Here is a 22,997-nt window from a genome sequence, read left to right on the forward strand (position 1 = left end):
TTTTTATTTCTTAAGCAATGCACTAACCTGCACGTGAGTGCTTGAGTAAAAACGCCTCATAAGGCATGGGTTTATCAAATAAATACCCTTGCAGCAGAGTGACATTCATTTCTTTTAATAGCGGTAAGTATTCCACGCTTTCCACGCCTTCCACTACAATATCAACTTGTAACCCTTCCAGCATAGACACAATACCTTGAAGTAACGAGCGTACCTTGCTGTTAATATGAATATCTCTGACCAAGGTTTGATCAATTTTCACTACTTCAAACTCGAAACTACGCAGATATCCCAGCGACGAAAACCCGCTTCCAAAATCGTCTAGGGCAATTTTAAACCCTTTATCACGTAACCGACTCAGTGCCATTAATGCGCTTTTTTCGTCACGCATAAATATTGATTCGGTAATTTCAATTTCTAACAAGTGAGGCGGCACGTTTTTCCGGTCACACATGTCTCGGGCTTTTTCTGCAAAGGTTGAATCCAATAACTGGTTTGCACTGATGTTCACCGCCATGGTGATCGCAATATCGTGTTCGGTGTACAACGACAGGTAGTCACACGCGGCTTCTACCGCCAAAAAGCCGATGTCCATATCGAGGTTGTTAGCCTCTGCTAATGGAATAAACACCGCCGGAGACACCATGCCATGTAAGGTGGAATTCCAGCGGCACAGCAACTCAGCACTTTTGAGCTTACCGTTAACGGTGTACTTACCTTGCAAATAAAAGTCTAACGAACGATTAGTGATCGCTCGACGTAACTCACTCACCATGCTCACCCGCTCTTTCATACTCTCAGTGAGACCGGGTTGATAAATAAACACTTGCCGTTTGCCATTGGTTTTGGCTTGGTACATGGCGGCATCGGCGTTCTGAATTAAGTTTTCAGTGGTATTACCGTGTTCGGGAAAGCGCGCTATACCTACACTGGCCGACAGCGACAACTCGGTATGTTGTACTTTAACCACGTCTGCTTCTATCTCGACGATCAGGTCTTCACAAATGTGTTTGCAGCCTTCGCTGGTCAGATGGGGCACCAACACCACAAATTCGTCGCCTCCCCAGCGGGTTACAATACCTTGGGGTTCAAATCGGTCGCGCAGTATTTTGGCAACGCGCACTAGACCTGTATCTCCAGCCTCATGACCTGCCGCATCGTTGAGTTGCTTGAAACCGTCTAAGTCGAGGAAAACAACACAAAACTCGGCGTGCTCCTCCAACTCCTTCGTCATACTCTCCCGCAAACCCCAACGGTTTTTAAGACCGGTTAAATCATCGTGTAATGCTAATTGACGCAAGCGCAATTCATTGCGCTGACGCTCACTGATGTCCCGTAATGTGGCAATGAGATAAGCCGATGTTTGTAATTGCGCTTCAAAAACGGCAATCGATACATCTACTGGTATAGCTGGCTCATCTTGCACGCTTAACTCAGCTTCAAACCGCAATTGTGGTTTTTGCATAATGAGTTGTAGCGAATCTTGTGCGTCAACTAAGTATTTTGCCAGAGAGTCACCAATACACGCTTCGCGATGCTGAACCCCGATCATTTTTAAAAACGCCGAATTACACTCCGTAATTGTCAGCTCTGGTGACAGTACCAACATGGGTTCTCGTGAACTGGAAAAAGCCGACGCCATTAAATGAAACGACTGCTCAGCTTTGCGCTGCTGGGTAATATCTTTGGTGGTACCGATGATAAAAATACCCGTGCCATTTTCATCACGCTCCAATACACGCCCACGCATACGCATCCACTGCATGCCTTGTAAACTGCGATATCGAAATGCCACTTCTATACTGTCGCGGCCACTGTGCACCGCCATTGACCAATGGAACTGCAAATTGATTTTGTCGTCATCGTGTACATGAGCGAGCATTTCAAAAGCCGAACCATGCCACTCTCGAGGTTTTGCTCCTCGACGGGTAAAAGAGCGCACCGAAAAGGCGTCGTTTTCGGCCACCCACTCCCATAACGACTCTTGGCTGGCCCACAACGCCAACTCAAGCTTTTCTTGCGAGGTACGGCTGGTTTTCAACGCTTCATAAAGCTCCGAGCTTTTCTCCGACAACAAAAGCTCGGCGTGCTTTCGCGCTTTTCGCTCTCGAGCTAAGCGCCGCTCTAAAATAGACTGTGAAGCGTCGACCGTTGTCACTATTTCACCAGCTTAATTGTGAACTCGTACGTATTGGGTTGCTCACATTCACGTGTTTCACGCTCTATTTTTTCGTTGAAGTGAGCCGCCGCGCCGTCGATCAATCCTTCAGCTAACGCATACAAATTGCGCTTAGAGACATATTTAATGCGTAAGAAGTTTTCTGAATGGTCGACAACTTGAAACGAAGGTAAATCAGAGTCTGGATATAACCTGAGAACTTGAACGTGAATATCATCGTCTAGGCTAAGCAGGGTGGCGAACAGTGAGTTTTTTCTGTCCATTACTTGGGAATGTGCTGCTGCCAACACGCCAAATAAGTATTCGCCAAACATGTGCAATAACTCGTTGGCTTCTTTGCCTGTTTTTTCGCAAAGCACACCAAGCAATTTTTGCATGTCTTCGAAGGGGTAGTATCCGACGGCGGTAAAAGCACCGTCGTTCTCTAACTGCGCGTCCACCAAGACTTCATCGGCGAACTCTGGAGAGATTTTCTCTTCGAGCATCTCCACGAGGGTCGTAAATACAATTCCGAGCAAAGCGGTTCTCCCAATAGCCGTATAATTTTGAGTGTAGACAATAATATGCAATCGTCTAGCGCATCACTCTCATTATCGACTAAAAGTGAACAACAGCCCTACCCGCATTGTTTTTACACGAAAAACTAGGCTTCCTCGTCCTCTGAAGGTGCCGCCTGAGGTAGCTCGACTTCAACGTCGTCAACACGTTGTAAGCCTCGTGGTAATTTGTTTCCTCGACGCCCGCGCTCGCCTTGATAATGCTCTAGGTCGCTGGCCGTTAAGGTCATGTTGCGTTTCCCTGCAATCACTTTTACCGCCGCGCCATCAGGTACAACGGTGAGTACTTTCATGTACTCTTCCCGCGACTGCGATTTGGCAGAAGGAATGTTGATCAGCTTGTTACCTTTTCCTTTACCTAAGCTGGGTAAATCACGCAATGGAAATAATAGCATGCGCCCTTCGTTCGAAATACACAAGCACCAATCGCTGTCTAAATTAATTACTCGCTTGGGTACCATCACTTTTGCGGCTGTCGGCAGCGACAAATACGCCTTACCGGCTTTGTTTTTACTGACCATATCTTTAAAGGTGCCAACAAAACCATAGCCTGCATCTGAGCCGATCAAATAGTGCTGATTTTCTTCTCCCATGATCACATGAGAAAATTGCTCCCCGGCAACCAAACTAAAACGTCCTGTCAGAGGTTCGCCTTGGCTACGGGCCGAAGGTAAGCTGTGTGCATCACATGAAAAAGCTCGTCCTGAAGTGTCGAGGAAAACCACAGGTTGGTTACTTCTACCGCTCGCGCTGGCGAGGTAACCATCACCCGCTTTATAACTCAGCCCTTCAACATTAATATCGTGCCCTTTTGCACATCGCGCCCATCCTTTTTCAGACACAACCACTGTCACAGCCTCAGCTGGGATCAACTCTTTCTCGCTAAGCGCTTTGGCTTCGCTTCTCTCTACTAGCGGCGAACGGCGATCATCTCCGTATTTCTCGGCATCGGCTAAAATCTCTTTCTTAATCAGCGTTTTCATGCGGCGATCCGAGCCAAGCAATGTTTGTAACTTGTCGCGTTCTTCAGCGAGTTCCGCTTGCTCGCCTTTGATCTTCATTTCTTCCAGTTTGGCAAGATGACGTAATTTGAGTTCCAGAATGGCTTCAGCTTGCGTATCACTTAAGCCAAACCGACGCATCAGCTCAGCTTTCGGCTCGTCGTGATAACGAATAATCTCGATGACTTCATCGATGTTTAGGAAGGCAATTAATAAACCTTCTAAAATGTGTAGGCGTGCCAGTACCTTGTCTAACCGATATTGCAGGCGTCGCGTTACTGTGTCTTTTCGGTAAACCAGCCACTCACTGAGAATGGTCTTTAAGTCTTTTACTTGAGGGCGTCCATCCAGACCAATCATGTTGAGGTTAACACGATAACTTTTTTCTAGGTCCGTTGTGGCGAACAAGTGTTGCATTAGTTGTTCAGTATCGACGCGGTTTGAGCGTGGCGTGATCACTAAACGCGTTGGGTTTTCATGGTCCGATTCATCGCGTAAATCTGACACCATGGGTAACTTTTTGTCCTGCATTTGTGAAGCAATCTGCTCCAGCACCTTCGCTCCTGAGGCTTGATGTGGCAACGCGGTAATCACTACATCGCCGTTTTCCTCACTGAACACAGCGCGCATCTTGATAGACCCTCGCCCTGTGGTGTACAAACGCGCAATTTCATCGCGCGGTGTAATGATTTCTGCGTCGGTGGGGAAATCTGGGCCTTGAACAAACGTTAGTAAGTCGCTCAGTTCCGCTTTATTGTTGTCTAGCAACAGCGCACACGCGTTGGCCAACTCACGCACATTGTGAGGCGGAATATCTGTGGCCATACCAACGGCAATCCCCGTTACTCCATTGAGTAAAATATGCGGCAGTCGCGCAGGCAAGACTTTAGGCTCTTTTAGCGTGCCGTCGAAGTTCGGTACCCAATCGGCCGTACCTTGCCCCAATTCAGACAGTAAAACTTCGCTGAAACGCGACAAACGCGCTTCGGTGTAACGCATGGCAGCAAACGACTTAGGATCGTCAGGAGCACCCCAGTTACCCTGCCCATCGATCAACGGATAGCGATAAGAAAAAGGCTGCGCCATCAACACCATGGCTTCGTAACAAGCAGAGTCACCATGAGGGTGGAACTTACCGAGCACATCACCTACCGTACGCGCAGACTTTTTGTATTTTGCTGTCGCGCTAAGGCCAAGATCGGACATGGCGTAAATAATGCGTCGCTGAACGGGTTTGAGGCCATCGCCAATATGAGGTAAGGCGCGATCCATAATTACGTACATCGAATAGTTCAAGTACGCGTCTTCGGTAAATTTACGTAACGGAAGTTGCTCTATGCCATCACGATTGATAATAATTTCGTCACTCATGGATTATTCTTGTTCTCGTTATTCACTGCTTTAGGGCGCTTGGAGATGAAGCTTGCACGCTCAAACTCATTGTGGGGTAAAGTGATTCACAGTGCAACGCCTGCGTGCAGTCATCAAGCGATTGTCACCGTAAATTAACGTGTTGCGATAGCGGTTACCAACTCTGGCACATAATTTTTGCGACTCGCATTCACTAATGGTTTAATAGCAACACACTACACTTATAATTCTTCGCCCATGCAGTTGAACGTTATCCGCCAGACTCTCACAGCGTTGTTGATGCTGTTGTTGAGCGTATCTGCATTCGGGCAGTCGACCGTCCAACTCTATGGTGATGACGCCTCGGTGCGTCTGTCAGATTACTACGCGTATTATTTTGAAGAAAATGGCCCAATGACCATTGGCGAAGTCATGAGTGTACGCGGTGATTTTCTTTGGCATATCGACGACAACCCCAACTTTGGCTTTCACAATAGAGGGCTTTGGCTATCCAATAAAATTAGTAACGTGAGTGATATTCGAGAGTGGGTGTTCGAGATGAACTTTTCCCAACTCGACAAAGTCGACTTTTATCTGGTGGCAGATAACCGCGTGTTGTTTCAAAGCCATCAAGGCAAAAGGCAATCAGAGCAACTGCATCGGCGCCCGACAATTCGCGCAGAATTGCCACTCGCCCAGCCTCTAGAGCTTTATATACGAGTTGAGAGTCATTCCTCAAGCCTGATTGCGCCGCTCATGGTTATCCCCGCGGCACAACACACTTATGAGTTACAGTTAGACAACTTACTGTGGGGGCTGTTTTATGGCGGTTTGATCATTCTCGCCATCTACAACTTAGTGCTTTATTTCGGAGCCAGAGAACCGAGCTTACTGGCCTATGTTGGGTACATTATCACGGTGTTGTTATGGCAATTTGTATGGGGCGGGCACGTGCAAATGCTTGCACCTATGGGGCTTTCGCCATGGCTAGCTGAACACACTGAACTGATTTTTGTCATTATAGGCATAAGCTCCGGCTTTTTCGCCGTCACCTTCCTGGACATTCGAGAACACGCGCCAACCGCATCACCTGTTGTTATTTTTTTATTGGCGTTACAAATTTTAATGGGCTTGGTTTCTCTTGCTGGTGTGTTGCCGCATATATGGGAAAACAACCTAGTTTATGGCATCGGTATCGCCGCCATATGCAGTTATATCTTTGCCGGGTTCGAGGCTTACTTTAACCACTTTAAACCTGCCCGTTATTTCATATTCGCGTGGAGCTTACTCGCTTCTGGTGCCGTGATAGGCATGTTGAGCTTAATTGGCGTATTGCCATCGAACACCTTTACTACCTACTGCTTCCAAGTGGGCGTGTTCCTTGAAGCTGGCTTATTTTCTCTCGCGCTGATGGAAAAAAGCCGCAGCCAGCTTGAGAAAGAAGTGAATAACGCCACCGACGAATTGCGCCACAACATGGAGCTGATTGAAGAGCAAAACGCGCGTCTCGATATCGCGCGAAAAGACGCCATCAAAGCAAGCAACGTTAAATCACAATTTTTGGCCAATATGAGCCATGAAATTCGTACACCACTGAATGCCATTCTGGGATTCAGTAAAGAATTGAACAATTTGTCACTTGCCCCCGAAAAACAAGAGCAAGTACGTATTATCAACTCTGCCGCAGACAACTTATTGTCTATTGTTAATAACGTGCTCGACTTTTCTAAAATCGAAGCCGGTAAACTGCAAATTAATAATCAGCCTTTCTCTCCGAGCCAATTGCTGGAAGAAATGGTCACTATGATGTCGAAATCGGCGCACATGAAAAAAATCGAGTTCGTGTTTGACCTTGCGCCCTTGCCCGAAAAGCTCATCGGCGACGTGTTTCGCATCAAACAAGTATTGAACAACCTGCTCGGCAATGCGCTGAAATTTACCTCCTCAGGCTATATTGCGTTGCGAGTAAAAGGTCGCCAGCTCCCTCACGGTATCCACGAACTTGAAATTATCATTGAAGACACGGGTATTGGTATTAGCCGCAAGGACAGAAAAAAGCTCTTTACCGCTTTTTCGCAAGTCGACGATGCCATCAACCGCAATTATCAGGGTACTGGCCTAGGCTTGGTTATTTGCCAAGAATTAGTGCGGATGATGCGAGGTAATTTGCAACTGCAAAGTACCCCAGGTTTGGGCAGTAGCTTTAGTATCACGCTGCGCACTAACCAACTAAGCCAACGGTATTCTCTCACGCCCACACAAGAGTGGTTTGGTAAAACAGTCGTGTTGTATGACCCCATTCCTGCCACTCGACGAGCGGGTGCCGCATTACTGCATTATTTGGGCGCTAAGGTGACAACCGTTGAGCATATGGACTTTCTCCGCACCATCGATTTTGTGCCCGATTATTTATTTGCTGTGATGCCAGTGTCGCGGCTGTTTGAAAGAGAAAAGCGGTTACCTGAACTGATTCAGTTTAAAGCGGAAAAGCGCGTGCTGTGGTATTCAGGCCCAGACCCGTTTAATCAACACCCCAATTTGAGCCAGCATTTCCATACACAAGCTCGTATGCCCATGACGCCTTGGAAGCTCGATGGGCTACAACATCAGCGTGGCGCCAAGCCGAAAAACCCACTACAAAGTAAATTGGCAAACTTGCCGAGAGTGCGTATTTTGGCCGTGGATGATATGGAAATGAACCTCAAGTTGCTCAAAACCTGGATCAGTCAATCAGGGGCTCAACTCACCCTCGCAGGAGGCGGTAAAGAAGCGGTACAACTGTGTCAGGCAAATGAGTACGACCTTATTTTAATGGACGTACAAATGCCCGGAATGGACGGTTTGCAAGCCTGCCGTTATATTCGTCAAACAGAGTTAAACTTAGGTACGCCGATTATTGCGGTAACAGCCCACGCCTTTAAAGAAGAGCAAGAGCGCTTACTTGCGTCTGGCATGGACGATTACTTACCAAAACCCATCGATGTGCAGGCCTTGATCGACTTAATTCACCGCTGGTGTGATTCGGCAACCGAAGCAACCATGGCCTTGCCCACTCTCGATTGGCAATTAGCCATAAAACGCACTAATGGTAGCGACGATGCGGCGCGTGAATTACTGCGAGATTTCCTCGACATGCTACCCAGTTCGATTGAAATCATTAAACGCGAGTGGCACGACCGCAACTACCACCAATTGCAATTAGAAATTCACCGCCTGCATGGAGCTGCGTGCTATACCGGGTCGCCCAAACTGCAAGCGCTAGCCGATGAAATAGAAGGCGCGCTAAAAACCAGCCAACACTTTATTGTTGCCGAGCAATTGCCCGCGCTGATTTTAGAAGCCGAGATATTGTGTGCACAAGGTGACAAAATGCTGCAAGACGCCACCCTGTATTAATAGCGGTGCGACAAGCTCACGACTGTGCGTCAGTGCGAGTGTTTTGGCATTCGTGAAGTAACTGAATAAACGCTTGTGGTGAACGGTCGAGTTCATTGGCCGCAATAAACACATCGTATCCCAACCCCGCTCGCAGTTGTTTCATACGATTAGCTATCATGGCTTGTACTCCACTCAACACCTCACCATTGGTAAGTTTAAAGTGCGTATCATCGAGAAAATCTTGATTGTAGCAGGCGCCCGTAGCGCAATTGTCATCGTCTTTTTGCAACAACAACGGGCGTTGCTCCATTAATAAATGAGTGGCAAGCCGCGGCGACAACGACTGTATAAATGGCCCGTAGTCTTTTATACGCAGCGCAATCATCTCCAACTCTAAATGGTCTAACCCTCGGCGTATACGCGGGCAACCAAAGCGTTGGATGTTGTCCCATTCTAACAGCCAATTTCCAGACCTGTGTAAGTAGCGGATTGCATGTGGGGTAATAAGCAAGCTGTGCTCAGGCTCTCGGAGTTTAAACCAGCCAATCAACAGCGTGACTAATGCGCCGCTCACCACAAATATACCGGCTAAAAAAAGCCATTCGGGCAGTAGCACCAGCCATAGAGTACCCACCAGCAGAGCTACTCCGCCGATAATCAGTGTTGTGATGCCATTGCGTTTCGCGTTCGCACGTACGGCAATGACCGCCTCATTACTGCCAGACATAGAAATACACCACAAACATAATAATGGCCCAAATAATATAAAGGCGAATGCGCTGACAACGAGGGCAATTGGTTCGCCACCAAGCTTGTCTCGCCTTCACTTTGTTTTTTTGCTGATTCGTCACAGGTTCAGTTACCACAGGTTTTATATCGATAATTGCGACAATGCGATCACTGCGTCAACCCGTTTAATACCGTCACGGGATACACGTGCGATAAAAGAAAGGGCAGATTGTGTTGCTCATGATCAAAATATTAATGGGAATTTACTGCGAGTTACAGTGATTATTTGCTAGACTAGTCGCGGTTCAATCAAGCATTCAAGTACTCATGTCAGAATTCACCGGCAATCATATTCTCTCTGTAAATCAGTTTAATCGCGATGCTATTGATCGCGTTTTTTCCGTCGCTAAAAACATGCAACCTTATGCCAACCGGCAAAAGCGCACAACTGTACTGGACGGTGCCATTTTAGGTAACCTGTTCTTCGAACCCAGTACACGCACAAGGGTTAGTTTTGGCACCGCATTTAACCTTCTCGGTGGCGAAGTACGCGAAACCACGGGGATGGCCAATTCGGCCTTAGCCAAAGGCGAATCACTCTACGATACCGCACGTGTACTCAGTGGCTATTCCGATATTATCGCGATGCGCCATCCGGCGGCGGGTTCTGTCAGTGAATTTGCTGAAGGCAGCCGTGTACCAGTATTGAATGGCGGCGACGGCGCCAACGAACACCCTACCCAAGCGCTGTTAGATTTATTCACCATTCAGCGGGAGCTTGAGTACCACGGCAAGAGCATTGACGGTATGCACATTGCGATGATTGGCGACTTGCGCCACGGCAGAACCGTTCACTCTTTGTCGAAGCTATTGTGTTTGTTTAAACAAATCCGCTTTACGTTAATTTCGCCAGTCGAATTGTCAATGCCAGCTGAGATCCTTGATACCATCGAAAGTTCTGGTCACAAATTAACGATCACAGACCAACTAGAAGGGAATATGGATGCGGATATTTGCTATCAAACCCGTATTCAGGAAGAGCGATTCCCGTCCCAAGATGAAGCCAATAAGTACCGTGGTAAGTTTCGTCTAAATCAAAATATCTACACCAAGCATTTCCAGTCTAAAACCGTGATCATGCATCCATTACCTCGCGATTCTCGTATGGAAGCCAATGAACTGGACAATGACCTTAACCTCAACCCCAATCTGGCCATATTTCGTCAGACAGACAACGGCGTGTTAGTACGAATGGCGCTGTTTGCGCTCACGCTAGGCGTAGCCGATATCGTACAAAACTACGAACGCGACGTTGTGTGGTTCACCAACAAGAGCAAGTAATACATGCAACGATCAGAAGCCCTATTCCAGCGAGCCCAACAAACAATCCCCGGTGGTGTGAACTCCCCTGTTCGCGCTTTTAAAGCCGTCGGTGGCACCCCACGTTTTATCACTAAAGCAGATGGCCCATACATTTGGGATGTAGACGGCAAACGTTATATCGATTACATCCAGTCTTGGGGGCCAATGGTGTTGGGCCACAATAATGAGCGCATTCGCAACGCAGTAATAGAAGCCGCACAAAATGGATTGAGTTTTGGCGCGCCGACAGAAGCCGAAGTGATCATGGCCGAAAAAGTGGCCGCTATGGTACCGTCGATGGAAATGGTACGTATGGTAAATTCGGGTACCGAAGCAACCATGTCAGCCATTCGCTTGGCTCGTGGTTATACTGGTCGCAACAAGCTCGTTAAATTTGAAGGGTGTTATCACGGTCACGCCGACTCACTACTGGTAAAAGCAGGGTCGGGAGCTCTCACTCTTGGCGTACCCAGTTCACCTGGTGTCCCTGCCGATTACGCCAAACATACGCTAACGGTTGAATTTAACAATTTAGACAGCGTAAAAACCGTGTTTGAAGAATGCGGAGAAGACATTGCCTGCATCATTGTTGAGCCAGTAGCGGGCAACATGAACTGCATTCCGCCGGTGCCCGGCTTCTTAGAAGGGCTAAGAGCTATTTGTGACCAATACGGTGCAGTGTTAATTTTTGACGAAGTGATGACTGGCTTTCGCGTGAGTCGCGGTGGAGCGCAAGAGCACTACAAAGTGAAGCCTGATCTAACCTGTTTAGGCAAGGTTATTGGCGGTGGTATGCCGGTTGGGGCGTTTGGTGGCAAGCGCGAAATATTGACTCATGTTGCGCCGACAGGCCCAATTTATCAAGCAGGTACATTGTCGGGTAACCCAGTAGCAATGGCTGCAGGCCTAGCCGCACTTGATCAATTACAGGCTGATGATTTGTACCCGTCCATTTTTGAGAATACCAAGCAATTAGCTGAGGGCTTTTTAGCCTTGGCGAACAAACACGGTATTCCAATGTCTATTAACTACGTAGGCAGCATGTTTGGGCTATTCTTCACAGACGTGGAGAAAGTGACCAACTATCAACAAGCCATTAATTGCAATACAGAGCAATTTAAAACCTTTTATCACGGCATGCTAAACGAAGGTGTTTACCTAGCGCCAGCCTCATACGAAGCGGGTTTTATGTCGAAAGCGCACTCAGCAGAGATTGTAGCAGACACCCTAGCTGCAGCTGATAAGGTGTTAGGCGCGCTGTAACAGGAGAGAAGTACTGTGACCGACGTTTCAAATTGGCTATACCTCGCACTCGCGATAACGTCGGTCTACAGTATTGTATTAACCTTAGGTGTAGTGCGAGCCAAACAACGCCAACGTCGGCAAGCAAAAGCACAACAGCGCGTTATTCCCCACGGCGGTACTATCCGCTCAACCGCACAAGAACAAGCCAGTCAGCGCTTTCTAGACAAAGCCGACGAAGCCATGCGGTTCAATCAAACATTTCAGAAATTCGTCCCTAAACAGTTTGTTGATCACTTCGCCAAGCACGGCTCTGACGTACTGGAACTTGGCCACGCCGACGAAGACGAAGTGGCGATTTTATTTTGCGATATTCGCGGCTTTACAGGCTTATCTGAGCGAATGTCACCTCAGGAGCTTATGAATTTTCTCAACTCCTATTTCTTACGAATGAATGCCCCCATTCATCAAAATAGAGGGTTTATCGACAAATTTATTGGCGATGCGATTATGGCGCTGTTTGATCACCCCGGCGGTAGCCCGCAGCAAAAGGCCTACGACGCCATCCTTGCCGCTATCGACTTGCGCAACGCAATCTTTTTGTACAACCAACACCGTGCGAATAGCGGTTACGAAGGGATCAATATTGGTGTAGGTATTCACTTTGGCCCCGTTATCATTGGCACCGTGGGTTCTGATGACCGCATGGATACCACGGTCATAGGTGACAGCGTTAACATTGCGTTCCGGTTAGAAGGCCTAGCGCCCAAATATCATGCTGATATCGTTATAAGTGAACAAGTACGCGAGTGTTTAAGCGGTGAGGAAGGAATTGAGTATCGCCCATTAGACTGGGTAAGAGTAAAAGGGCGCCAAGCACCGGTGAAAATATACGAAGTGTTCAATCATTTACCTGACCACCAAAAACAAGCCAAGCTGGCAACAAAAGCGCTTATCGAACAAGGGTTACAACTGCGCATACAGCAAGACTTTGAGGCTGCGCTGGCCATCTTTGAACAAGCGCTTTCAGTCAACCCAGATGACCCTCTACTGCTGCATCACATCGAGTCTTGTCGACACTACCAAACCCAAACACTGCCAAGCGATTGGGACGGCTCTTTTAGTATGCGTGACTAACTTAGCCTTTTGCGTGCGCTTTAATAAAGGTAGCAGATGGGGCAAAAAACGCAGCACCAGTTTCAGCATTTGTAAAATCTAACCAGCGGTCGTAGTCGCCCTTTCCTGAACCGAAAATTTGGCTATGCAACATACGTTTGAAAGGTTGCGCACTCGCTGAACAGGTTATCGACATTAATCCCTGACTAATAATATCGCCATAAGGCATTCCTTGTTTCAGTAACCCCGGAAGAGACTCGTCATCGTGTCTGGTATCTGCGCGCACGGCGTGGGAATAGTCGGAGCACTCGCTACTCACTAAGTTGTGCTCTTTGGTGCGCCCGATAGCTTCCTCTTGTTGACGTTCCGACAAGCTATGCCAACGGCGTAAATCGTGACGAAAACGTTGAACATGTACATAGCTACCGCCACAAAAATCTGTGTCATCATCTCCCACAATTGCGACTTGTCTGCGGTGCATGCCTCTAGGGTTGTCTGCGGCATAAATAAAGCCGTTTAAATCTCGGCCGTCGAGATACCGAAAACTGCGCACTTGTTCAACCAAGTCCACATGCAATCTCAGTAAGTCCATTACCTCAACGCCAATCGCATGACAAATATCGAGCCTGTCAGCCCGAATTTGAATAAAAAGGTCACATTGGGTCACTGGTGCAATACGATCTTCACACTGCATGTCGGGAAAAGGGGCGAGTTCCTGAGGAATGAGACCATCGTATATCTCATTCCAAAAGTCACTGCCAATAGCCACCACACCCGTAACCATCGCTTCATAATGTTCGGCATCGTAGTAGTCGAAAATATCTAGCACACGAGCAAGTTTACTTCTAACGGTTTGCGTATCATCGTCGATGATATTAAAAAACAGATATTGAGCATGCAGATTGGGTTCGGCACAAATACCTTTCTGTGGCTGAGACATAGCTTTCCTTTTTTATTGTTCTCGACGCAATTTCAACACGTTAATACCCCGCTGCCTGACCGTCTTTTCGGCTTTCTGATGCGCCGTAATATACGCCATGCTCACTGTCTTTCATAATGGCTTGATAACCGCCGTATGCGCCTACTACATCGCGTATAACATGACCGCGCTTTTGAAGTTCTCGTATCACCTTAGGGTCGAACCCTGACTCCAAACTGATATAGCCGCCCTCTGTCATCAAATGCCCCGTGGGGCTGCTTGAGCCGCTGTGTAGTATACGTGGTGCGTCGCCAGCTTCTTGTAAGTTCATACCAAAATCAATCATATTCACTAATATTTGTACGTGCATTTGAGGCTGTGTTGCACCGCCCATTACACCAAAGCTTAGCCAAGGCTGACCATTCCGTGTGACAAAAGCCGGAATAATGGTGTGAAACGGTCGCTTGCCAGGCGCATATTCATTGTAATGACCTTCTTCTAAGGTGAAGAGCTCACCGCGATTTTGCAGCACAAAACCTAACCCCGGCGGAGACATACCAGACCCCATACCGCGATAATTACTCTGAATAAGCGACACCATATTGCCGTCTTTGTCTGCCACCGTCATATAAATGGTATCGCCATCCACCATACCGGCATCCACACGTTGTGCGGCTTTTATTGGCGAAATTAGCGCTCGTCGCGTGTTGGCATACTGCTTTGAAATCAGTTGTTCGGTGGGAATGTCGTGAAAAGCAGGGGCAGCGTAGAATTTAGCGCGATCTGCAAAGGCGAGTTTTTTCGCTTCGACAAAGGTGTGAATATAATCGGTCGAACCGAACCCCATTCCATCTATATCATACCCTTCCAATATATTGAGTATTTGCAGCGCAGCAATACCTTGTCCATTGGGCGGCAACTCCCACACATCGTATCCGCGATAGTTAGTCGATACAGGGTTCACCCATTCCGATGTGTGACTCGCCAAATCGTCATACGACAAAAAGCCGCCGTTAGCTTGCATGTAAGCACCTATTGCTCGTGCAATATCGCCTTTGTAAAAGGCGTCTCGTCCGCCTGTTGCAATTTTTTCATAAGTTACAGCGAGGCCTACATTGGTAAATATTTCGCCTTTTTTCAATGGTCGACCATTGGGTAAAAAGGTTGCTGCGAAATCGGGATACTGCCCAATGCGTTTCGCGTTTACGCCCCAGTAATACGCGATCAGCTCTGAAACGGGAAACCCTTCTCGGGCATATTGAATGGCTGGCGTTAACAGGGTTGTCATTGGCAATGAGCCAAAACGATCATGCAGCATAAACCACCCGTCTACGGCACCGGGAACAGAGACAGGCAAGGGGCCAAATGCAGGGATTTTCGTCAGCCCCTGCTCAGCGAAATAGGATTTTTTCAAAGACTTAGGTGACCGACCAGAAGCATTTAGCCCAACAAGCGCTTTGTTTTTTGCATCCCACACAATCGCGAAAAGATCGCCACCAATGCCAGCACCTGTGGGTTCTACCACTCCCAGTACCGCATTAGCTGCAATCGCAGCGTCGATGGCATTCCCCCCTTGCTTTAATATATCTAATGCTACTTGCGTAGCCAGAGGTTGACTCGTCGCCGCCATGCCGTGTTGTGCAATCACTTCTGAGCGACTTGCAAACATTTCCCCCGTCACGCGGTCATAACCAAAACAAGGCGTACTCAGCCCTAAAACAAAGAGTGTGAGAAAACAGAGTCGTTGCATAACGTATTCTTATTATTACCGTTTGTCATAGCATACTCTGCTTAGACCCGTATAAAAAGAAAAAAGCCCCGCACGAAGCGGGGCTACAGTCGAAGGGATATAGGCTTATTATTATTATTTAGCTGCCCAATCTTAAATCACGTGTCGAAGCTTATGAACGACCACCAGTGAAATCTGGGTATGCTTCCAGACCACACTCGCTTACGTCTACACCTTCGAATTCTTCTTCTTCGCTAACACGTACACCCATCACAGCTTTGATAATCAACCACACAACCAAGCTAGTAACGAATACCCATACGAAGATAGTCAATGCGCCAATGATTTGGCCTGAGAAGCTTGCTTCGCCAGTAACTGGAACAAGCAACAAACCAAGAAGACCCACTACACCGTGAACAGAGATAGCACCTACTGGATCGTCAATCTTAAGCTTATCAAGACCAACAATGCTGAATACTACCAAGATACCGCCTAGCGCACCGAAGATAGTAGCTTCAAGAGCAGTAGGAGTAGAAGGTTCTGCAGTGATAGCAACAAGGCCAGCCAACGCACCGTTAAGCGCCATAGTGAGGTCAGCTTTACCAAACATGATGCGAGCAACGATAAGAGCAGCAATACAACCGCCTGCCGCAGCAGCGTTAGTGTTCATGAATACAACCGCTACTGAGTTTGCACTTTCTACAGATGCAGTCGCCAGTACTGAACCACCGTTAAAGCCAAACCAACCCATCCAAAGGATGAAAGTACCTAGCGTAGCAAGTGGTAAGTTTGCGCCAGGGATAGCGTTCACTTTACCGTCTGCAGTGTATTTACCTTTACGAGCACCTAGTACAAGTACACCAGCAAGGGCAGCTGCTGCACCAGCCATGTGAACGATACCAGAACCAGCAAAGTCAGAGAAACCTAGGTCGCCCAATACGTACATACCGAAAACAGCATCGCCGTTCCAAGTCCATGCACCTTCCATTGGGTAGATGAAACCCGTCATTACCACAGCAAATGCCAAGAAAGCCCAAAGCTTCATACGCTCAGCAACTGCACCAGATACAATAGACATTGCCGTTGCAACGAATACTACCTGGAAGAAGAAATCTGCAGAAGGTGCGTAAGTTGCTGGATCTTCAGCGACACCTGTTGCGCCATCAGCGATGATACCGTCAAGGAAAATACCGCCGCCATACATGATGTCGTAACCACAAATCATGTACATCGTACAAGCAATCGCGAACAACGCGATGTTTTTAGTTAGAATTTCAGTGGTGTTTTTAGCGCGTACTAGACCCGCCTCCAACATAGCAAAACCAGCGGCCATCCACATTACGAGGGCACCGCTCATCAAGAAGTAAAAGGTATCTAGCGCGTACGCTAGTTCAAAAGTTGTTTCCATTGTGCGTTTCTCCGCTTATTGTTCTCGTAGGCGCTTACAGCGCGTCGCTGTCAGTTTCACCAGTACGGATACGTACTGCGCTTTCCAGGTCATAAACGAACACTTTACCGTCGCCGATTTTGCCCGTTTTCGCCGCACCAACGATAGCTTCTACTAAGCGATCAACTTGGTCGTCTTGTACAGCAATTTCCAATTTAACTTTAGGCAAAAAGTCAACTTGGTATTCCGCACCACGATATAACTCAGTGTGGCCTTTTTGACGTCCGAAACCTTTCACTTCGGTCACGGTCAAACCGTCGATACCGATTTCTGAAATGGCTTCACGAACATCATCTAGCTTGAACGGCTTGATGATAGCTGTGACTAGTTTCATGTGTTGCTCCCAAATGTGGTTTGCTTTTGTTGCATGTTGTGTGATTTACAGAGCTATAACACAAGAGGTGTGCCACAAATTAATATTCATGAAAATCATATATTTATGATATTGAGGATACAAATTGAAACATTTTTTGGCACAAATTTGGTGCACATTAAAATTTATGCACCAAATTTGTTCAATGGGAAATATCCATCACCGATCGTCTCAAATTTCCGGAACTTTATCCCGAATACGCAGGTCTTTTGAGCATGAATAGTATGGATAATTTTTTCTCACCAGAGCGACATTGGGAAATACCCGAGGTCAAAACTCACGCGTTTAAGCGGTTAGTCCCTTTATTGGTGCTTTCTATTGGTTTGCACATTGCTGTGGTGATCGCCTTGAGCCGCACAGCTACGCCAACGCCAATCCAGACAAAGAAAACGCAGCCCATTTATGCTCAATTGATCATCCCGCCACCGGTAAAGACAGCGCCCCCACGCGAAGAAGTAAAACCAGATGAAACTCCACAAGCACCACCAACTGTGGCACAAGAGCCAGTGCCGAGTATTCAAGAGCAAAATACGCAAGAACAAGATAATAACGACATGGCACCCCCAACCACACCAGAGCCAACACAAAAGCCCGAAGTTGCCGATGCTGTGCAGCCCGCCATAGACACTACACCACCAGCGCTCACGGGTAAGGAATTAACACAAGATAAAACGGACACGGCAACACGCCCTAAAATCGATATTAGCCGAACTCAACTCGACCGCTTTTTCTCTTCGCAACGAGCTGATCAGCAGCAAATACTTGCCGAAGAAGCCGCAAAAGCTTACCAACGCCAGCAAGTCTCGCCGGATTTATCGGCAGGTTATGTGAGTCAAGAAGAACGAAACAAACCCAAACCCGTTAAGGTCAACTGCAGTACCAACGTCAATAAATCAATGGCAATTGTCAGTGGCTTATTAGGTGGCAATTTAACCTGCACAGATCGCAGTCAATTTAACCAATTCATAGAAGATAGAAAAAACAAACAGTGATCGCACATCACACAGATTGTTGTTATAAAAGACCTTTCAAAATAGAAATTTAAGGATGTATTTTGGCTGCCGCTAATCTACTCGCTCTCATTGACGATATCGCCACACTGCTGGACGATATTGCCGTTTTGTCAAAAGTAGCCGCGAAAAAAACGGCTGGAGTGCTAGGCGATGACCTCGCTCTCAATGCTAATCAGGTCACGGGAGTAAAGCCCGACCGAGAACTACCAGTGGTATGGGCTGTTGCAAAAGGGTCATTATTAAACAAGGTCATTCTTGTACCGGGTGCGTTGTTGATCAGCGCCTTTGTACCTGTACTCATTACCTTGCTGTTGATCCTTGGTGGTGCATACCTTTGCTTTGAAGGTGCCGAGAAGCTTTTGCATAAATATTTCCCTCATTCGCATAATGACGAAGAGAGAGAACAGCGACTAGCCGCCCTTTCCGACCAAAATATTGACCTTGTCGCGCTGGAAAAAGACAAAATTAAAGGCGCCATTAGGACCGACTTTATTTTGTCAGCTGAAATTGTGGTTATTGCGCTAGGCAGTGTTCAAGCAGCCTCGTTTTCCACCCAATTAGGCGTGTTGTGTGCACTCAGTGTTGGTATTACAGCAGGCGTTTACGGACTCGTTGCGGCCATTGTAAAAATGGATGACTTAGGCCTGTATTTACTGCGCAAGTCACTCACTGGGGAATACAACGCATTGCAACGCCACATGGGCCGAGGTCTGCTTATTGCCGCCCCTGTATTAATGAAGTTACTCGCCATTGTTGGCACTATCGCAATGTTTCTTGTTGGTGGTGGCATCATCACTCATAACGTACCAATGGTACACCACATCGCAGAAGCACTACTGCCCACCGGTGGCGGATTAGAAACGGTTTCGGCCATTGGGTTTGACGGCTTAGTCGGCCTAATCAGTGGAGCCATTGTAGTCGCGTTAGTAAAATTGGTGACTAAGCTCAAAGGCTAATCACACCTTTTAGGCGTATTCGTTCACTATCACTGCCTATCTCGCCTGCCGACGCATTAACACCCGGTAGGCGTTCACTTCCCCTGTTAGTATTTTTGACCATTCAAGGTTTGTGTTTTTCACTAATTTTTAGTCGTAAATATCTCAACTTAAAATATGAGATAGCAACTCAAAAAAATAAACCCATATTTTTCATGTGCTTAAAAAATATTTCAGATATGGCACAACTATCGCAAAAGTTATTGCGACTAAGCTATTAACACTACAACTACTTCACATAATTGACTGATTAAAAGGATGGGATTATGAATCGTCTGCCAAAAACACTTACCGCTTCTGCACTTGTTGCCCTAGGTTTGCTTGCCACACCGGTAATGGCAGATACAGGGAAAGGCGTTAACCAGTCTGCGATGCAAGCTTTAAATGGCATGATTAACTATGAAGTCCAACACAGCCAATATCAAATGAAGCAAACACTGACCGCAGATTTACTTGCCGCAAGTTTGTATTTTGAACCAGAGCAAAAAGAGGAACGCGTAAAAACGCGTACCAGTATCCAAGACTTAGCGCCTGATGAAGTCAAAGAGAACGGCGAAGAAGAGTAAAGCTCATGATCACTTACACCGCACTAATGTTGTTGCTATTACTGCCTGTAGCTACGTTTATTGCCGCTGTTGGTGTGTTTTCACTGTGCCACAAGCTACTAGCAAAAACACTGAGCCAAACTATTAGCCAGCGTCATGTTTCAACACGCATGCGCTCGCACTTGGTTACTCATTAATTCACTGTCCGTGAAGCCTAATCGGCTTCACGGAGCAACACCTTAACTACTCCCGTAGGACCTTGCCTCAGGTTTTTCATGGTCGTAATCCCACGCTTATTACCATGAAATTCCTGAGGATTTTTTTAATCCATACCGAAAAGTTTTTGCCACCAGCTTTTTTCTTTCGATTTTTCAGCTGACTTCGCATCTTGTGTAGTTTTGCATCCCTGTGCGGGCGGCAAATTTGCCAGAATAGCCGGTACACTCATGCTATTAGGACACCCAGCTTCTAATACCGCACCGGTACTAATATCAAAATGAGCAATGCCGAGTGTGGCAGGGAATCGCCGAGACAAAGACTTAGGCTCCATTTGTTTTTCGTATGCAATGAATACCGGTAAGGCTCCACTTGACCCAGTTAGATTCACTGGCAAATTGTCATCATTACCAATCCACACTGTCACGAGATTGTTGCGGTCGTATCCGCTATACCAACTGTCTCTATAATCATCCGTTGTCCCTGTTTTCCCAGCTAAATTGATATGCGGGAAATTAGCGCCTACCCTTTTTGCCGTGCCTTCAGTTGTCACTTTATACAACGCGTAATTCACTAAATAGGCGGCGGCTTCATCAACTCGCTGCTGGGTATAATCGGCGTGTTGCCACATAAGCGTATTGTTCGGCGCTACCACCGCACTCACGGCATGCAATGGCGCATAGCGCCCTGTATTCGCCAAAGTCTGGTACATCTGGTTTGTGGTTAACGGCGACATAGATACCGCGCCAAGTGATAACGAGGGCACTTCTTGTATATCCTGTTTCACCCCTAAGCGATGCAGGGTTTGTGCAACGTTCTCTAAGCCTACATCCATGCCCAAATTGACTGTTGGAACATTCAAAGACTTAACGAGTGCCGTAATAAAGGGCACTTCCCCTCGAAACTTTTTGTCGAAGTTCTGAGGCGACCAAGTTTGCCCACTCGCACTCTTCAATGTAATAGGTTCGTCTTTTAATGGGGTAACCAAATGATACTGCAATGGCGATTCAAGCGCCGTTAGGTACACCGCAGGCTTCACTAAAGAACCAATGGGTCGGTTGGCATCAAGAGCGCGGTTAAAGCCTTTAAACGCGGTGCGCTTGCCCCCCACAATCGCCCGAATTTCGCCAGAGCTAATATCAGACACCACTACCGCGCCTTCTAGGGGCACATCGCGATTGGCTTGCAAATTATCAAGCGTGCTCGTCAAAGCCATTTCTGCTCGGCGTTGAGCGTTGATGTCCAGCGTTGTAAATACCTTCACTCCCGATTCACGAATGTTTGGATCGGCTAAGATCTCCAAAAGCTCTCGTCGAACTTTATCCATAAACGCAGGATGTTTACCGCTTGCCAAGCTATCACCAGACGCCAAGCCGAGAGGGCGATTCACTGCCAGCTCATACTCTTCGCGAGACAACTCGTTTGCCTCAAACAATATGCGCAAGACTAAATTACGGCGCTCAAGGGCACGCTCTGGATTTCGGCGCGGATTGTAATAAGAGGGCCCTTTAATAATCCCAACGAGCAACGCTATCTCGCTGGTATCCAGCTCATAAACAGGTCGGTCGAAAAAGTAATAACTGGCGAGACCAAATCCGTGCACCGCCATTTCGCCATTTTGTGCCAGAAAGACTTCGTTTAAATAGGTTTGAAGAATGCGAGATTTACTGTAACGCGCATCAATGATGATCGCTAACAGCGCTTCTTTTATCTTCCTTACAAGTGAACGCTCTTGTGTGAGGTACAAGTTTTTCACTAATTGTTGAGTTAGCGTACTGCCACCTTGCACAGTTCTACCTGCCGCAATATTGGCCATTAAAGCACGAATTATTGAGAGGGGAGCGACGCCGTGATGATGATAAAAGTCGCGGTCTTCAACGAGGGTCAGCGCATTAGTTAACATGGGAGGCACATCTTTAATATCGAGCAACATGCGATCTTCTCGACTACTGCTCACCAACCGCGTAACCAGCCAAGGCTCTAGTCGCACATTCTGTAACGACTTATGAGTTTCAATATCGAGAATAGAGCCAATACGAGGCCCTTCCCACTTTATACTCAACTTACGCAGCGGGTCGAAACCATCAGGAAACTGAAAAGCGCGGCGCATGATAACTAACTTTCCGGGCCCCTCTGAATACTCGCCACTGTATTTCACTTGGGATACTTTTCGATAGCCCAATAACGTTAATTCATCGAGGATTTCTTTTTTTGTAATTTCCTGTTTTACCGACAGCGCCAAAGGTCGAGCAAAAATCTGCGCTGGCACTTCCCATTTATTTCCCTCGAATGAACGCTGAACTTGAGCGTCAAGATAAACCATATAAGCGGCAAAAATTACTGAGAAAACAATCAGCAGCTTGAACAATAGTGCGCGCCAGTGAAAAGATTTTTTAGGCTGTGCGGTTTGTTTTTTCGACACGTAGTCTACGCTTTAAAAGAAATGGTGACTAAATTCTGCGGTTTTCAACTGAGAATTTCCAGCACAGTATTCACAAAGATTGTACTGGACATTTAATTGTCTGGTTTTTAATCTGGTTAAATAGCGTTCAAATATTCAGCCGCCACCGCTAGCAAGGGAAAGGAATCTAGAATGAAAATCACTATCGATGTTGACCTTAGCCCACAAGAAGCTCGGGAACTTATGGGCTGGCCTGACATGTCAAAACTTCACGAAACTACGATCAATATGATGGCAGAGCAACTGCAATCAGGTAATCAAGAAGCCCTCATGTCTATGCTTAAACCCTACATGGATGGCAGTCAGCAAGCTTTTAACTTCTATCAAAAAATGTTCGAGAGTATTGCCACAGCAGGCACAACCAAAAAATAACGTATGAGGAGGT

The 22,997-nt window shown here is 47.1% G+C and carries 18 protein-coding genes; 9 read left to right on the plus strand and 9 right to left on the minus strand.

Annotated elements, in window-relative coordinates; translation table 11 throughout:
- Positions 1-22: 22 nt before the first annotated feature.
- The 3 genes from ACXAH6_RS03025 to parC form a co-directional block, all read right to left on the minus strand.
- On the minus strand, positions 23-2,158 hold the full coding sequence (locus ACXAH6_RS03025) for a putative bifunctional diguanylate cyclase/phosphodiesterase (RefSeq protein WP_474875155.1): 2,136 nt from the start codon (positions 2,156-2,158) through the stop codon (positions 23-25).
- Positions 2,158-2,697 (minus strand): heme NO-binding domain-containing protein, encoded by a 540-nt coding sequence (locus ACXAH6_RS03030; RefSeq protein WP_474875156.1) that lies wholly within the window; start codon positions 2,695-2,697, stop codon positions 2,158-2,160. Before ACXAH6_RS03030 ends, ACXAH6_RS03025 begins: the two co-directional genes overlap by 1 nt.
- Before the next feature lie 125 nt (positions 2,698-2,822).
- Complete coding sequence (gene parC, locus ACXAH6_RS03035; protein WP_474875157.1) at positions 2,823-5,108, minus strand: DNA topoisomerase IV subunit A; 2,286 nt, start codon at positions 5,106-5,108, stop codon at positions 2,823-2,825.
- Between the two features lie 237 nt (positions 5,109-5,345).
- Between parC and ACXAH6_RS03040 the strand changes: the two genes are divergently transcribed.
- Complete coding sequence (locus ACXAH6_RS03040) at positions 5,346-8,483, plus strand: hybrid sensor histidine kinase/response regulator (RefSeq protein WP_474875158.1); 3,138 nt, start codon at positions 5,346-5,348, stop codon at positions 8,481-8,483.
- 16 nt (positions 8,484-8,499) lie between these two features.
- On the opposite strand, the gene ACXAH6_RS03045 is transcribed toward ACXAH6_RS03040, so the two are convergent.
- The gene (locus ACXAH6_RS03045) at positions 8,500-9,192 is read right to left on the minus strand and encodes a DUF2982 domain-containing protein (RefSeq protein WP_474875159.1); all 693 of its coding nucleotides are present in this window, start codon (positions 9,190-9,192) and stop codon (positions 8,500-8,502) included.
- 329 nt (positions 9,193-9,521) lie between these two features.
- On the opposite strand from ACXAH6_RS03045, the gene ACXAH6_RS03050 reads away from it, so the two are divergent.
- From ACXAH6_RS03050 to ACXAH6_RS03060, 3 genes are read left to right on the plus strand one after another with little or no spacing between them, the layout of a single operon-like run.
- Entirely contained in the window at positions 9,522-10,535 is a 1,014-nt protein-coding gene (locus tag ACXAH6_RS03050; RefSeq protein WP_474875160.1) for an aspartate carbamoyltransferase, read from the plus strand.
- Between the two features lie 3 nt (positions 10,536-10,538).
- On the plus strand, positions 10,539-11,819 hold the full coding sequence (gene hemL, locus ACXAH6_RS03055; RefSeq protein ID WP_474875161.1) for a glutamate-1-semialdehyde 2,1-aminomutase: 1,281 nt from the start codon (positions 10,539-10,541) through the stop codon (positions 11,817-11,819).
- Between the two features lie 15 nt (positions 11,820-11,834).
- Complete coding sequence (locus ACXAH6_RS03060; protein WP_474875162.1) at positions 11,835-12,935, plus strand: adenylate/guanylate cyclase domain-containing protein; 1,101 nt, start codon at positions 11,835-11,837, stop codon at positions 12,933-12,935.
- Between the two features lies 1 nt (position 12,936).
- On the opposite strand, the gene ACXAH6_RS03065 is transcribed toward ACXAH6_RS03060, so the two are convergent.
- The 4 genes from ACXAH6_RS03065 to glnK all read right to left on the minus strand — a co-directional run bounded on the left by ACXAH6_RS03065 (position 12,937) and on the right by glnK (position 17,343).
- On the minus strand, positions 12,937-13,854 hold the full coding sequence (locus ACXAH6_RS03065; protein ID WP_474875163.1) for a Dyp-type peroxidase: 918 nt from the start codon (positions 13,852-13,854) through the stop codon (positions 12,937-12,939).
- 40 nt (positions 13,855-13,894) lie between these two features.
- Positions 13,895-15,583 carry a gamma-glutamyltransferase gene (ggt, locus tag ACXAH6_RS03070; protein WP_474875164.1) on the minus strand — a complete coding sequence of 563 codons (1,689 nt, stop codon included), beginning with the start codon at positions 15,581-15,583 and terminating at the stop codon, positions 13,895-13,897.
- Between the two features lie 151 nt (positions 15,584-15,734).
- Complete coding sequence (locus ACXAH6_RS03075) at positions 15,735-16,970, minus strand: ammonium transporter family protein (protein ID WP_474875165.1); 1,236 nt, start codon at positions 16,968-16,970, stop codon at positions 15,735-15,737.
- A gap of 34 nt (positions 16,971-17,004) precedes the next feature.
- Positions 17,005-17,343, minus strand: a complete 339-nt coding sequence (gene glnK, locus ACXAH6_RS03080) for a P-II family nitrogen regulator (RefSeq protein ID WP_474875166.1) — start codon at positions 17,341-17,343, stop codon at positions 17,005-17,007.
- Positions 17,344-17,606: 263 nt separating this feature from the next.
- Here glnK and ACXAH6_RS03085 point away from each other — a divergent pair, with 263 nt between their 5' ends.
- The 4 genes from ACXAH6_RS03085 (at position 17,607) to ACXAH6_RS03100 (ending at position 20,132) form a co-directional block, all read left to right on the plus strand.
- Positions 17,607-18,374: a hypothetical protein gene (locus ACXAH6_RS03085; protein WP_474875167.1), complete on the plus strand. Its 768-nt coding sequence runs from the start codon at positions 17,607-17,609 to the stop codon at positions 18,372-18,374.
- Between the two features lie 62 nt (positions 18,375-18,436).
- The gene (locus ACXAH6_RS03090; RefSeq protein ID WP_474875168.1) at positions 18,437-19,351 is read left to right on the plus strand and encodes a DUF808 domain-containing protein; all 915 of its coding nucleotides are present in this window, start codon (positions 18,437-18,439) and stop codon (positions 19,349-19,351) included.
- Positions 19,352-19,656: 305 nt separating this feature from the next.
- Positions 19,657-19,956, plus strand: a complete 300-nt coding sequence (locus ACXAH6_RS03095) for a hypothetical protein (protein ID WP_474875169.1) — start codon at positions 19,657-19,659, stop codon at positions 19,954-19,956.
- Between the two features lie 5 nt (positions 19,957-19,961).
- On the plus strand, positions 19,962-20,132 hold the full coding sequence (locus ACXAH6_RS03100; protein ID WP_474875170.1) for a hypothetical protein: 171 nt from the start codon (positions 19,962-19,964) through the stop codon (positions 20,130-20,132).
- Between the two features lie 125 nt (positions 20,133-20,257).
- Here ACXAH6_RS03100 and mrcB read toward each other — a convergent pair whose 3' ends face one another.
- Positions 20,258-22,573, minus strand: a complete 2,316-nt coding sequence (mrcB, locus tag ACXAH6_RS03105; protein WP_474875171.1) for a penicillin-binding protein 1B — start codon at positions 22,571-22,573, stop codon at positions 20,258-20,260.
- 171 nt (positions 22,574-22,744) lie between these two features.
- On the opposite strand from mrcB, the gene ACXAH6_RS03110 reads away from it, so the two are divergent.
- Positions 22,745-22,984: a DUF6489 family protein gene (locus ACXAH6_RS03110; RefSeq protein ID WP_474875172.1), complete on the plus strand. Its 240-nt coding sequence runs from the start codon at positions 22,745-22,747 to the stop codon at positions 22,982-22,984.
- Positions 22,985-22,997 lie beyond the last annotated feature (13 nt).

The organism is Alteromonas sp. ABE4_545 (assembly GCF_056161325.1).

What these genes read in the sequence shown, in the direction of transcription:
- ACXAH6_RS03100 (WP_474875170.1), top strand. Translation starts at nt 19,962, where the DNA reads ATGATCACTTACACCGCACTAATGTTGTTGCTATTACTGCCTGTAGCT.
- ACXAH6_RS03095 (WP_474875169.1), top strand. Translation starts at nt 19,657, where the DNA reads ATGAATCGTCTGCCAAAAACACTTACCGCTTCTGCACTTGTTGCCCTA.
- ACXAH6_RS03075 (WP_474875165.1), bottom strand. Translation starts at nt 16,970, where the DNA reads ATGGAAACAACTTTTGAACTAGCGTACGCGCTAGATACCTTTTACTTC.
- ACXAH6_RS03040 (WP_474875158.1), top strand. Translation starts at nt 5,346, where the DNA reads ATGCAGTTGAACGTTATCCGCCAGACTCTCACAGCGTTGTTGATGCTG.
- ACXAH6_RS03045 (WP_474875159.1), bottom strand. Translation starts at nt 9,192, where the DNA reads ATGTCTGGCAGTAATGAGGCGGTCATTGCCGTACGTGCGAACGCGAAA.
- ACXAH6_RS03085 (WP_474875167.1), top strand. Translation starts at nt 17,607, where the DNA reads ATGGATAATTTTTTCTCACCAGAGCGACATTGGGAAATACCCGAGGTC.
- ACXAH6_RS03110 (WP_474875172.1), top strand. Translation starts at nt 22,745, where the DNA reads ATGAAAATCACTATCGATGTTGACCTTAGCCCACAAGAAGCTCGGGAA.
- glnK (WP_474875166.1), bottom strand. Translation starts at nt 17,343, where the DNA reads ATGAAACTAGTCACAGCTATCATCAAGCCGTTCAAGCTAGATGATGTT.
- ACXAH6_RS03050 (WP_474875160.1), top strand. Translation starts at nt 9,522, where the DNA reads ATGTCAGAATTCACCGGCAATCATATTCTCTCTGTAAATCAGTTTAAT.
- ACXAH6_RS03065 (WP_474875163.1), bottom strand. Translation starts at nt 13,854, where the DNA reads ATGTCTCAGCCACAGAAAGGTATTTGTGCCGAACCCAATCTGCATGCT.
- hemL (WP_474875161.1), top strand. Translation starts at nt 10,539, where the DNA reads ATGCAACGATCAGAAGCCCTATTCCAGCGAGCCCAACAAACAATCCCC.
- parC (WP_474875157.1), bottom strand. Translation starts at nt 5,108, where the DNA reads ATGAGTGACGAAATTATTATCAATCGTGATGGCATAGAGCAACTTCCG.
- ggt (WP_474875164.1), bottom strand. Translation starts at nt 15,583, where the DNA reads ATGCAACGACTCTGTTTTCTCACACTCTTTGTTTTAGGGCTGAGTACG.